Source organism: Streptomyces sp. NPDC052016, from assembly GCF_044548445.1.
GTDB lineage: Bacteria > Actinomycetota > Actinomycetes > Streptomycetales > Streptomycetaceae > Streptomyces.
The window spans coordinates 37,349-49,376 of record NZ_JBIUBX010000037.1 but is presented as its reverse complement, the minus strand read 5'-3'; the positions used below and the strand labels follow the sequence as shown (position 1 = coordinate 49,376).

13 protein-coding genes are annotated in these 12,028 nt (G+C 72.2%); 10 read left to right on the top strand and 3 right to left on the bottom strand.

The window, feature by feature from the left end; translation table 11 throughout:
* Window positions 1-2: 2 nt before the first annotated feature.
* The 3 genes from ACIHAR_RS35845 to ACIHAR_RS35835 all read right to left on the bottom strand — a co-directional run bounded on the left by ACIHAR_RS35845 (window position 3) and on the right by ACIHAR_RS35835 (window position 3,366).
* Window positions 3-371 (bottom strand): cupin domain-containing protein, encoded by a 369-nt coding sequence (locus tag ACIHAR_RS35845; protein WP_365465604.1) that lies wholly within the window; start codon window positions 369-371, stop codon window positions 3-5.
* 29 nt (window positions 372-400) lie between these two features.
* Window positions 401-1,699 (bottom strand): SidA/IucD/PvdA family monooxygenase, encoded by a 1,299-nt coding sequence (locus ACIHAR_RS35840; protein WP_365465601.1) that lies wholly within the window; start codon window positions 1,697-1,699, stop codon window positions 401-403.
* A 389-nt stretch (window positions 1,700-2,088) separates the two neighbouring features.
* The gene (locus ACIHAR_RS35835) at window positions 2,089-3,366 is read right to left on the bottom strand and encodes an acetyl-CoA carboxylase biotin carboxylase subunit family protein (RefSeq protein WP_400023392.1); all 1,278 of its coding nucleotides are present in this window, start codon (window positions 3,364-3,366) and stop codon (window positions 2,089-2,091) included.
* A 186-nt stretch (window positions 3,367-3,552) separates the two neighbouring features.
* Here ACIHAR_RS35835 and ACIHAR_RS35830 point away from each other — a divergent pair, with 186 nt between their 5' ends.
* From ACIHAR_RS35830 to ACIHAR_RS35785, 10 genes are all read left to right on the top strand, one after another.
* A complete protein-coding gene (locus tag ACIHAR_RS35830; RefSeq protein ID WP_365465595.1) occupies window positions 3,553-3,885 on the top strand; it encodes a hypothetical protein in 333 nt (110 codons plus the stop codon).
* A gap of 1 nt (window position 3,886) precedes the next feature.
* Window positions 3,887-5,275, top strand: a complete 1,389-nt coding sequence (locus ACIHAR_RS35825; protein WP_400023390.1) for an FAD-binding oxidoreductase — start codon at window positions 3,887-3,889, stop codon at window positions 5,273-5,275.
* Between the two features lie 31 nt (window positions 5,276-5,306).
* Window positions 5,307-6,725: an MFS transporter gene (locus tag ACIHAR_RS35820; RefSeq protein WP_400023389.1), complete on the top strand. Its 1,419-nt coding sequence runs from the start codon at window positions 5,307-5,309 to the stop codon at window positions 6,723-6,725.
* A gap of 101 nt (window positions 6,726-6,826) precedes the next feature.
* Entirely contained in the window at window positions 6,827-7,693 is an 867-nt protein-coding gene (gene ddaH / locus ACIHAR_RS35815) for a dimethylargininase (protein ID WP_365465586.1), read from the top strand.
* A gap of 33 nt (window positions 7,694-7,726) precedes the next feature.
* Complete coding sequence (locus ACIHAR_RS35810; protein WP_365465583.1) at window positions 7,727-8,230, top strand: YbaK/EbsC family protein; 504 nt, start codon at window positions 7,727-7,729, stop codon at window positions 8,228-8,230.
* A 113-nt stretch (window positions 8,231-8,343) separates the two neighbouring features.
* Complete coding sequence (locus tag ACIHAR_RS35805; RefSeq protein WP_099936500.1) at window positions 8,344-8,520, top strand: hypothetical protein; 177 nt, start codon at window positions 8,344-8,346, stop codon at window positions 8,518-8,520.
* 44 nt (window positions 8,521-8,564) lie between these two features.
* Window positions 8,565-8,858, top strand: coding sequence for a Dabb family protein (locus ACIHAR_RS35800; protein WP_388757133.1), 294 nt, complete (start codon window positions 8,565-8,567; stop codon window positions 8,856-8,858).
* A gap of 185 nt (window positions 8,859-9,043) precedes the next feature.
* Window positions 9,044-9,877: an RNA polymerase sigma factor SigF gene (locus ACIHAR_RS35795; RefSeq protein WP_365465675.1), complete on the top strand. Its 834-nt coding sequence runs from the start codon at window positions 9,044-9,046 to the stop codon at window positions 9,875-9,877.
* A 291-nt stretch (window positions 9,878-10,168) separates the two neighbouring features.
* Complete coding sequence (locus ACIHAR_RS35790) at window positions 10,169-11,080, top strand: RNA polymerase sigma factor SigF (RefSeq protein ID WP_365465577.1); 912 nt, start codon at window positions 10,169-10,171, stop codon at window positions 11,078-11,080.
* A 143-nt stretch (window positions 11,081-11,223) separates the two neighbouring features.
* Window positions 11,224-12,015 (top strand): hypothetical protein, encoded by a 792-nt coding sequence (locus ACIHAR_RS35785; protein ID WP_400023387.1) that lies wholly within the window; start codon window positions 11,224-11,226, stop codon window positions 12,013-12,015.
* The last annotated feature ends 13 nt before the right edge of the window (window positions 12,016-12,028 follow it).

The following is a 12,028-nucleotide window of genomic DNA, read 5'->3' as shown; positions in this document are numbered from 1 at the left end:
GGTCAGGCCTCCTTGGCAATGTGACGGGCGGTGAAGCGCTCGGCCATCTCGGCGTCCCACCAGACGCTGTACATCTCGAAGTCGGCGCCGGAGTCGTTGACGACGCGGTGCTCGTGGTGGGGCGGGAAGTGCACGATGTCGCCGGCGTTGAACGGCACGCGCTCGCCGTCGGACTCCAGGAAGGCCTCGCCGCGCAGGGCGATGAAGATCTCGTACTCGTGGTGGGCGTGCGGGGTGGACGCGGTGCCGGGGCGGATGACGCACCAGGAGCCCTCGAAGGGGGCGTTCAGCTGGGGCCAGGGCAGCAGGCGCTGGGCGTCGAGCCCGTTCTCGTGGGTGAGGCCGGCGCGGTCGAGGTTCTTGATGAGCATGGGCGTCTCTCTGCTGGGAAGGGCGTCGGTCAGGCGGCGGCGAGGGCGCGTGCGCGGTCCCCGGCCGGGTGTTCGGCACGGTGCTTGAGGAGGTCCTCGGTGATTTCCGCGGAGCGGGCGGCGAGCACGCTGAGCAGGGAGTCGGCGATGCCGTGGGTGGACTCGTTGACGCCCTGGAGGTAGAGGGCGCCGGTGGCCGGACGGCCCAGCTCCAGGCGGTAGTTGCGGGTGACCGCGAGGTCGTCCAGGCCGAGCGCGTCACCGAGCGCGCGGACCATGCGGGGCATCGCGCGGTCGAAGCCGGTGCCGAGCAGCAGCAGGTCGGTGCGCAGCTCGCGGGTGGCGCCGCTGCGGCGGTCGGTGAGGGTCAGGACGAGGTCGTCGCCGTCGGTCGCGGCACCGGTGATGTCGGTCATGGTGACCATGCCGAGCCGGCCGACGCCGTCCCGCCGGTCCTGGTAGAACTGCCGGTACAGCCCGTCGAGGGTGGCCGGGGCCAGGCCTCCGTAGTTGGCGCGGTGCATCTCCGCCAGCAGCTGCCGGCGGGCGTCGGGCGCGGCCTCGTAGAAGTCGTCGACGAACGACGAGTAGAACAGCTCGTTGGTGAACTTGCTGCTCTCGTAGCCGTTCAGACCGATGGAGCGCATGATCATCGTCGGGCGGCAGTCGGGCAGGTCCCGCAGGGCCGCGCCGAACAGTTCGGCCGCGCTCTGCGCTCCGCCGACGACGGCGACCCGCAGCGGGCGGTCGGTCGGGACGGACGCGATGCGCTGCTGGTACTCGGTGGAGTGGATGACCCGCTCGGCCGGCAGCCCCTCGAACACGGCCGGCACGTGCGCGTCCCGGCCGGCGCCGATCACCAGGTAACGGCAGCCGATCGTGTCGCCGTCCGCCAGCTCCACGGTCCAGCCGGTGAGTTCCCCGTCGCCGCCGGACACCGGGGTGACCGCCGTGACCCCGCGGCCGTACTCGACGTTCACCTCCTCCAGCGAGTCCGCGACCCACTGGAGGTACTCGGATATCTCACTGCGGTACGGCACCCAGCTGCCCAGGTTGACGAACGCGTCCAGCCGGCCGCGTGCCTGCAGGAAGCTGAGGAAGGAGAACCCGCTGCGCGGATTGCGCATCGTGACCAGGTCCTTGAGGAAGGAGACCTGGCTCAGTGCGTCGGGCAGCAGCATGCCCCGCTGCCATACGACGTTCTCCTCGCGCTCGACGACGAGGGTCCGGCCCGCGAGCTCGGGGGCCATCTCCTCGAGCGCGACCGCGAGGGCGAGGTTCGCCGGGCCGGCCCCGACGGCGAGCAGTTCGACGGTGCGGTGTGCCATGAAGTACTCCAGAGAAAGGGACTGGACTGCGGGTGCGGGGACTGGTGACCCGCCCGGGAGCAGCGGGTGCATCCAGCCCGTCCGGCGCTTGAGCAGAGACGGGCGGCTGATCCAGGCCGTCCGGCGCCTCGGCACGAGACGGTCGGCTGATCCGGGCCGTCCGGCGCCCGGCGACGAGACCGGGCAGGTGCATCCGGACGTGCGGCGCGTCAGCACGGGACGGGCAGTCTTTCGATCCGGCCCGTCCGGCGTTCGAGGACGAGGCCCGTTCAGGGGCCGGAGCGGGGATCCGGGGGCCGTGGCCCCGGGGACGGGACGGGACGGGACGGGGCGGCGGGGGCGCGAACCGCCGTCAGGCCGGGACGGGGCCGCGGGGGCGCGAACCGCCGTCAGGCCGCGACGGGCACGGCCAGCGGCCGCCATTCGAGGCGGACGAGTGCCGCGGCCGCGTCCAGCCGGCCCGCGGCCTCCTCCGGGTCCGCCCCGGCGACGACGACGTACGAGTGACGCGCGATGTAACCGTTCGGCGGCAGCCGCAGCTCGGTGCCCGGCTCCGCCATCGCCTCGGCGGCCAGCAGCCCCTCCGCCTCCGTGGGCGGCACGACGGCGAGCACCTCGCAGTCCTCGGGCGGGTAGCCGAAGCGGATGCCGACCGTGCGGCGGACGGTGTCGCCGAAGTCGGGACGCAGCCCGAGAGCGGCGCGAACGGCGGCGCGGGCCGGGTCGATACCGGTGGCGAGCTGCCCGATGCGCGGGATGAGATCGCCCCCGAGGCGGCCGTTGATCTCGACGATGACCGGTCCGCGGGCGGTCAGCTTCACCTCGGTGTGGGTGACGCCGTGGCCGTAGCCGATGGCACGGTGCGCGGCGCGGAGCATCGCGAGCAGCGTCTCGTCGGTGCGCAGCGGGTCGTCGGCGGCGACGTGGTGGCCGATCTCCTCGAAGTAGGGGAAGAGGCCGACCTGTTTGCGGGCGACGAACATCGGGTGGTACTCGCCGTCGACGACGGCCGCGTCGATGCTGATCTCGGGCCCGTCGAGGTACTCCTCGACCAGCGCGCCGCCCCGGTAGGACACCGCGCCGATCCGGCTGGCCTCGTCGGCGGTGCGGAACGCCTCGACGACCTCCCCGGCGTCGGCGGCCAGGACGACCCCGATGCTGGCGCCCATCCCGCGCGGCTTCACGACGACCGGGTAGCCGATCGACTCCGCCGCCGCGAGTGCCTCCTCGGCGGTGTCCACCCAGGCGTACCGCGGCTGGTCGACGCCCGCCTCGGTGAGCAGCCGGCGGCTGCGGAACTTGTCCCGGCAGCCCTCCACGCCGTCCACGCCCGCGCCGGGCAGCCCAAGGGCCTCGGCCACGTGGGCGGTCGTCACGATCAGGGTCTCGTCCCAGCTGAGCACTCCGCGCACGGGGACGCGGTCCGCCAGCTCCTTCGCCGCCGCGAGCACGGCCGCCCGGTCGGTGACGTCCACGACGGTGTGTCCGGTGAGGAAGGGGCTCTGCCAGTCGGGCGCCTCGCCCGTGAACAGCCAGACGGGGTGGGTCGCGGCCGCGCCGGCCAGCAGGTACTCGCGGTACTTGCGCAGACCGCACCCGATGAGCAGGATCACGCCGTCCGCTTCCCGCTCGCCGTCCGCGCCGTTCTGTGCGCCGTTCTCGTCCACGCGCTGTTCGCCTCCTGAAGCCGACTGAAGCCGAGTGACAACCCGATTCCACGGGGCGTGCGCGTTGCCCGGAAGCCATGTCCGGCAAGGCCAATCAACACCGGTCCGGGGCCCGCCGGCGTCCGGTTGATTGGCCGTCGGCCGCGGCCCTTCCGGGCAACTCCGGCCACGGCTTCGATGGCCGACGTGATCAATTACGACGGCAAGCGATTCAGGAAGGTCCTCCGGGACCCGGCCGAGGACGCCCCCTCCGCGCTGTACCGGCAGCAGGGCGACCTGGTCTGGGCCGAGTTCGCCGGCGGCGACGTACGGCGCGGCTCCCTCGCGGGCACCCGCGACGCGGACGGCGTGATCAGCTTCTCGTACAGCATGGTCCTGGACGACGGGCGCGTGATCTCCGGCCACAGCGTGAACACCCCGGAGGTGCTGGCCGACGGCCGGATCCGGCTGCACGAGCGCTGGGAGCGCTACGGCGCCCACGCCGACAGCGGCATCTCGTACATCGAGGAGGTGCGCTGAGGTGGCGGCCGGTGTCGACTACTCCGCGCTCGCCCGCGAGGTCGAGGGGCGTGTCTTCCTGCCGGGCAGCGCCGGCTTCCGGGTGGGCTCCCGGCTGTTCAACACCCGCTACCGGGACCGCGCCCCGTCCGCCGTCGTCACCGCGGCGCACACCGCGGACGTGCGCCGGGCGCTGGTGTGGGCGCGGGAGCAGGGCATCCCGGTGGTGGCCCGCAACGGCGGCCACAGCTTCGCCGGCTACTCCGTCAACGAAGGCCTGGTCATCGACCTCAGCCGCCTCACGCAGACCCGCGCCGACGGCTCCACCGGCCTGGTCGTCGCGGGCGGCGGCGCGAAGATCAGCCACGTCTACGACGCGATGCAGCCCTACGAGATGGTCTTCTCCACCGGCACCAGCCCGACCGTCGGTGTGGCCGGGCTCGCGCTCGGCGGCGGCGCCGCGTTCGCCGCCCGCCGCTACGGCCTGACCGCGGACGCCCTGGTGGAGACCACGGTGGTGCTCGCCGACGGCTCCGTCGTGGTGGCCAGCGAGCGGGAGAACCCGGACCTGTTCTGGGCGTGCAAGGGCGGCGGCGGGGGCAACTTCGGCATCAACGTCTCCCTCACCTTCCAGGCCCACCCGGTCCCCGACGTCACGACCTTCCACCTGACCTGGAAGTGGGCGGACGCGGCCGCCGTCCTGGAGGCCGGCCAGCGCATGGTCCGGCAGGCCCCGGACGACTTCGCGGCCCGGCTCGGCGTGTGGACGTACGGCACGGGCCTCGGCGCGATCCGCGACAACCTCGAAGTCACCCTCCAGGGCCAGTACTTCGGGCCCGCGAGCGCGTGCCTGGAGATCCTCGACCCGGTGCTGGCCGTGGCCACCCCGGTCACGAGGGACGTCACCGAGCGGACGTTCTGGGAGGCCAACAAGTACATGGTGCACGCGACGAGCGGGGACCAGTTCGCGCTGCGCTCCAACTACGTCCGGGAGCCGCTGGCCGCCGAGGGCGTCGAGACGCTGCTGTCCTGGGTCGAGCGCTGGCCGGGCAGCCACAACGCCGACGGCGGCGGGGCCGGCCTGTTCTCCTGGGGCGGCACCATCAACCGCGTGGCCCCCGACGCCACCGCCTTCGTCCACCGGGACACCCTGTTCCTGGTCTCGATGGACACCTCGTGGACGGACGACGACGGCGCCGCGCGGATCGACGCGAACCTCGACTGGCTGAACGGCATGCACGCCGCCATGGCCCCGCACGTCACCGGCTCCGCCTACCAGAACTTCGTCGACCCGGAGCTGACGAACTGGCGCGAGGCCTACTACGGCGCCAACTACCCGCGCCTGGTCGAGGTGAAGGAGAAGTACGACCCGGACGGGGTCTTCTCCTTCGACCAGGCCGTCGGTTCCTGAACCACTGAACGGTTTTCCGAAGGAGTCTGTGATGTCCAAGCCCAGGAACGGCCCCGAGAAGGACGCCTCCGCACCCGGCGTCCTCGACGCCCTGCGGGCCACCCCCCGCTCGGTCCGCTACCTCCTCGGCGGCGTGCTGCTCAACCAGCTCGGCGCCTTCGTGCAGACTTTCCTGGTGCTGTACCTGACGCACCGCGGATACGGCGTCGACAAGGCCGGCTTCCTGCTCGGCGCCTACGGCGTGGGCGCGGTCGCGGGCACCGTCCTGGGAGGCGAGCTGACCTCCCGGCTCGGCAGCCGCAACACCATCGTCACCGCGATGGGCGGCTCCTCGGTCCTGGTCTTCGTCATCCCGTGGCTGGCCGAGCCCGGCACCTACCCGGTGCTGCTCTGCCTGGTGGTGCTGCTCGGTCTGATGACCCAGTCCTACCGCCCGGCCGCCTCCGCCCTGCTGAGCGAGCTGATGCCGGACGAGTACCGGGTCATGGGCTTCTCCATGCTGCGGATCGCCATGAACGTCGGCGCCGCCGCCGGACCGCTGCTGGCCGCGGGCCTCATCCAGATCGACTGGAACCTGCTGTTCTGGTTCGACGGCGTGACCGCCCTGGTCTACGCGCTGCTCGCCGCCACCCTGTTGCCCAAGCCGGCGAAGAAGGACCCGTCGCGGGACGCCGCCGAGGAGGCCACCGCCAGGGAGGCCCAGCGCTCCGCGTACGGCGTGATGGTCCGCGACCACCGCTTCCTCTTCTATCTGACCTCGATGCTGTTCAGCGCGCTGGTCTACGCCCAGTTCTTCGCGGTCCTGCCGGTCGACCTGGAGGACGCGGGCCACTCCACGGCCCTCTACAGCGCCGTGCTCACCCTGTCCTCGGCGCTGCTGATCAGCCTGGAGCTGGCGGTGACCGCCCGGGTGAGCCGCTGGCGGGCCAGCACGGCGGCGACGGTGGGCACGTTCGTGTACTGCCTCGGCATCGCCGGCTTCGGCCTGCCGGGCAGCGTGCCCGCGCTGATCCTGCTGACCACCGCCGTCAGCGTCGGCGGCCTGATGGTCAGCGGCCCGACGCTGTGGGCCCACCCGGCCAAGGCCGAGGAGAAGGTCCGCGGCCGCTACATCGCCGCCTCCCAGGCCGTCTTCGGCCTCGGCTCGGCCGTCGGCCCGGCGCTCGGCATGCTCGTGTGGACCCGTTACGGCGACGGCGTCTGGGTCGCCTGCGCCGTCCTCGGCGTCCTGGCCGCGGCCCTGGCCCACGCGGGCCTGCGCGCCTCGGACGAGCCTGCCGAGCCCGAGGATTCGACGCAGCCCGCCGCCTCGACCGAGCCGGACGAACCCGCCGGATCCGCCGTGTCGACCGAGCCCGCAGGATCCGCCGCGGCGGCCGGGCCCGCCGAGCCGGCGGCCGGTCAGCCGCCCGCCGCCGGCACCCGCGAGGAAGCGGCCGTCTCCGGCTGACAGCCCCCGCACGCACCGGTCCGTCCACCCACCCTCCGGGCGGGCCGGCCCCGAGTCCTGACCGCCCCTCACCACCCATGAGCACCCGTCAAGGAGCACCCGTGCCCGTCACCGACACCATCACCCCCACCGGTTCGACCTACCGGGACCGGCAGCCCGAGCGGGTCGCCACCCGCCGACGCCTGCTGATGTGCCGGCCGCGGCACTACGACGTCACCTACTCGATCAACCCGTGGATGGACCCCGACCGCAGCACCGACACCTCGCTCGCGCTGCGCCAGTGGGAGCAGCTGCGCGACCTCTACATCGACCTCGGGCACAGCGTCGAGGAGATCAAGCCGGTCGAGGACCTGCCCGACATGGTGTTCGCCGCCAACGGCGCCACCGTCGTCGACGGCAAGGTCTTCGGCGCCCGCTTCCGGCACGCCGAGCGCACCGCCGAGGGGCCCGCCTACCTGCGCTGGTTCCAGGAGCAGGGCTACCGGGACGTGCTGTGGCCGGAGCACATCAACGAGGGCGAGGGCGACTTCCTCACCGTGGGCCGGCGGATCCTGGCCGGCACCGGCTTCCGCACGGACGTCCGCGCGCACGCCGAGGCGCAGGAGTTCTTCGGTCTGCCGGTGACCTCGCTGACGCTGGTCAACCCCCGCCACTACCACCTGGACACCGCGCTCGCGGTGCTGTCGAACGACGAGGTCATGTACTACCCCGAGGCGTTCACGCCGGGGAGCCGGGCCGTGCTGCGCACGCTCTTCCCGAACGCCGTGATCGCCTCCGCCGAGGACGCCGCCGTCTTCGGTCTGAACGCCTTCTCCGACGGCCGTCACGTCCTGCTGCCGACCGCCGCCAAGGGCCTGCAGGCCCAGCTGCGCGCCCGCGGCTTCGAACCGATCGGCGTCGAGCTCACCGAACTGCTCAAGGCGGGCGGCAGCGTCAAGTGCTGCACGTTGGAGCTGCGCGACCGCTGAGCCGACCCCTTCCAGTCCCAGGAAAGGATCCCCATGTCCCCCGCGCCCGCGATCGTGGACAGCCGCGCCCGACTGCTCGACCTGCTCGTCAGGGGCGGCGCCCAGTACCGTCTCCTGAGCCACGCGCCGCAGGGGCGCACCGACCTGGCCAGCGCGTTGCGCGGGCACCGCCTGGAGCAGGCCGCGAAGAGCCTGGTCATCCGGGTGGCCCTGAGCCGCAAGCGGCGCCGGTACGTCATCGCGGTGGTCCCGGGCGACCGCCGTGTCGACCTGGCCGCGCTGAACGCGCTGTACGCCGGCGCCGAGGCGTCCTTCGCGGTGCGCGGGGTGGCCGAGCAGCTGACGGGCTGTGTGAGCGGCTCGATCATGCCGCTGAGCTTCGATCCCGAGGTCGAGGTGGTCGCCGACCCGGCGCTCTTCGACCACGAGGAGATCTTCTTCAACACGGGCCGGCTGGACGAGTCCGTCGCCCTGCGCACGGAGTGCTACCGCGCCCTGGTGACACCCCGGGTGGCGGCGATAGCGGCACCTGCCTGAGACCGGTGTCCAGGCGTTCACCGCCGTGCCGTCAGTCCTACAAGATGATGTGAGGGTTACACTCGCCGCCGGCAGCAGGGGGCCCGAGGGTCAGCACTCACAGGGAGGCCGCGGTGGCGGTGAACGCCAAGAAGATCGCCGTCTACGTACTCGTGGTCTTCGTGCTCTACGTGATCATCACGGACCCGGCCAAGGCCGCGGACTACGTGCAGATAGGGTTCGAGGGCATATCGGACGCCGCCAAGGCCATCGGCGACTTCTTCACCTGGCTCGCCGACGGGGCGCGGTAAGCGGTGAGGCAGCCGGGGGCCGCCGCACCACGCTGGGAGTGCCCATGATCCGCCACCTGGTCCTCTTCAAGCTCAACGAGGGCGTCGAGCGCGACGACCCCCGGGTCGTGGAGGGCGAGGCGGCCTTCCGCGCCCTCGGCGGGCAGATCGGGGAACTGCGCTTCTGGGAGCTGGGCTGGAACATCAGCGAGCGCCCCATCGCCTACGACTTCGCCATCAACTCGGCGGTGGAGGACGCGGACGCCCTGAAGCGCTACCTCGAGCACCCGGCCCACCAGGCGGGCGTCGCCCTGTGGCGCGAGTTCGCCACCTGGGTGGTCGCGGACTACGAGTTCTGATCCACGCCCCGTCGGCCATGCGGCCCTCCACCGGAAACGGCGGAGGGCTTTCGCACGTCTCACCCGACCTGATCGGCACCCAACTTGTCCCTCAACACGGCGTTATGGGGTGCTTGCACACAGTGGACATGTCTTGTGATGCTATGACCGCTTTTGACGGATGATTGACCGATGAAGAGGTGGCGTTGACCGTGTCGGCCAGTACTGCGCCGCCCCAGGAGGAAGCATCCACCCCCGCCCCCACGGCGGAGAAACGTCGCGGCGCCGACACCCGGGCGCTGACCCAGGTGCTCTTCACCCAGCTCAAGGAACTCCAGCCGGGCACACCGGAGCACAACCGGGTGCGCGGGGCGCTCATCGAGGCCAATCTCCCGCTCGTGCGCTACGCGGCCGCCCGTTTCCGCTCCCGCAACGAGCCGATGGAGGACGTCGTCCAGGTCGGCACCATCGGACTCATCAACGCCATCGACCGCTTCGACCCGGACCGGGGCGTGCAGTTCCCCACGTTCGCGATGCCGACGGTCGTCGGCGAGATCAAGCGGTACTTCCGCGACAACGTCCGCACGGTCCACGTACCGCGCCGGCTGCACGAGTTGTGGGTGCAGGTCAACAGCGCGACCGAGGACCTCACCACCTGCTTCGGCCGCACCCCGACCACGGCCGAGATCGCCGAGCGGCTGCGCATCAGCGAGGAGGAGGTGCTGTCCTGCATCGAGGCGGGCCGCTCGTACCACGCCACCTCCCTGGAGGCCGCCCAGGAGGGTGACGGCCTGCCCGGCCTGCTGGACCGCCTCGGCTACGAGGACCCGGCGCTGGACGGGGTGGAGCACCGCGACCTGGTCCGCCACCTCCTGGTCCAGCTTCCTGAACGGGAGCAGCGGATCCTGCTGCTGCGCTACTACAGCAACCTGACGCAGTCACAGATCAGCGCGGAGCTCGGCGTCTCCCAGATGCACGTCTCGCGTCTCCTGGCGCGCAGCTTCCAGCGCCTGCGCTCGGCGAACCGGATCGACGCGTAGTCCGTCCGAGGGAAGATCCGTAACCGAATACGCAATCGATCGGTCACCGTTGCGAGCGAATCGCTCACCAGGGCGGATCCCGACAGATCTGCGCTGAAAGACCGTCACACCCCCTCTTTCCAGGGCCGATTCGTTACCCGGATGTCGACATGTCACTACAGCGTGTTGCCGACATGTGACATTCTGCGGGAAGCGCGTTTGCCGGGGCTTCGGCGCCGGTATTCAGGTGAAGGCTGACCTTCCTCTCCGGGAGCGTCCGCCGCGACCGTCCCGCGACCCAAAGGGGGTGGCATGTCCGCAGACCAGGGCAGCTCGAAGGTGCTCACGCTCACGAAGAGCGAGTCCGCGCCCGCCGAGCCCGTCACGCCCGTCGAGCCCGACCTGCTCGACGACGTCACGGCCCTCGAGGCCGCGCCGGCCCCGGCACTCCCGGCCACGGGGGCCATCGACACCCGCACCCTGTCCCGCTCCCTGTTCCTGCGGCTGGCCGCCCTCGACGAGGACAGCCCCGAGCGCGCCTACGTCCGGGACACCCTCATCGAGCTCAACCTCCCGCTCGTCCGCTACGCCGCGGCCCGCTTCCGCTCGCGCAACGAGCCGATGGAGGACATCGTCCAGGTCGGCACCATCGGCCTGATCAAGGCGATCGACCGCTTCGACTGCGAACGGGGCGTGGAGTTCCCGACGTTCGCGATGCCGACGGTCGTCGGCGAGATCAAGCGGTTCTTCCGCGACACGTCGTGGTCGGTGCGGGTGCCGCGCCGGCTCCAGGAGCTGCGGCTGGCCCTGACGAAGGCCAGCGACGAGCTCTCCCAGAAGCTGGACCGCTCGCCGACGGTCGCCGAGCTGGCGTCCGTGCTGGGCGTGTCCGAGGAGGACGTGGTGGACGGCCTGGCCGTCGGCAACGCCTACACGGCCTCCTCCCTCGACTCCCCCGCCCCCGAGGACGACGGCGGCGAGGGCTCCCTGGCCGACCGCCTCGGCTACGAGGACACGGCCCTGGAGGGCGTCGAGTACCGCGAGTCCCTCAAGCCGCTGCTGGCCAAGCTCCCGCCGCGCGAGCGCCGCATCATCATGCTGCGCTTCTTCGCCAACATGACCCAGTCGCAGATCGGCGAGGAGGTCGGCATCTCCCAGATGCACGTCTCCCGGCTGCTGACCCGCACGCTGGCGCAACTGCGCGAGGGCCTGATCTCCGACTAGGGGGTGTCTCGTCGATCAGGCTGAATCACGCCGGGAGCCCGGCGTGATCGGCGAGACGCCCCCTGGGCCGTAGCGGCGGCCGGCCGGGCCCGGCCGCCGCTCAGGGGGTTCCTTCCTGACGGGACGTCAGTCACACTGGCGCGATGCGCCGACCGACATGGACACAGGGCCGCCGGGGTGCCGTACTGGGCGCCTCGGCGGTCGTCGTCGTGTGCACGGGGGGCCTGCTGGCCGCGGACGGGGGCGGCCGCGGCGAGGGGTACGTGGCGGTGGGGGCGGCGCCGGGAGCGTCGGGCGCCGCGGTCCCGCCGACGGGGGAGGTACGACTGCTGCCGCTGGACGAGCCGGCCGGCTCCGGTGCGCCGGGCGCCACGGCGGGCGGACCGGGGAACAGCGGATCGGGGAACAGTGGATCGGGAGACAGTGCGGGGCCGGCGCCGGGCGCCTCCGCGTCCGACCCCTCCGCGGAGACCTCCGCCGTCCCGGGTCCAGGGGGCGGGACCGGCTCGGGTCCGGCAGGCGTGAGCGACTCGCGCCCGGACGGCACGACGTCGCCCTCCGCACCGCCGCCACCTCCGGGTCACACCCCGGCGCCCCCTCCGGACCCCCCGTCCAGCGAGCCCGCCCGCCCGGCCGCCCTCACGGTCGGCGCCGCCGAACGGACGCCCACGGACCGGCGCTGGTGCGAGCGGGTCTCGCTCCCGCTCCACAACTCGGGCGGAACGGCGGTGCGTTCGGGCACGGTGACCCTCGGAACACACATCATCGACAGCATCGGAATCGACTGGGCGACGATCGAGTCGACGCACCCCCTGCCGACGCCGATCTCCCCGGGCGCCCGCGAGCGGGGCACCTGGACGGTGTGCGTGGACGCCTGGCGCGTCCCCCTGGGGATGCGGGTGGAGACGCGGGACGTGTCCGTGCGCTGGGAGTGAGGAACGGCGCCCC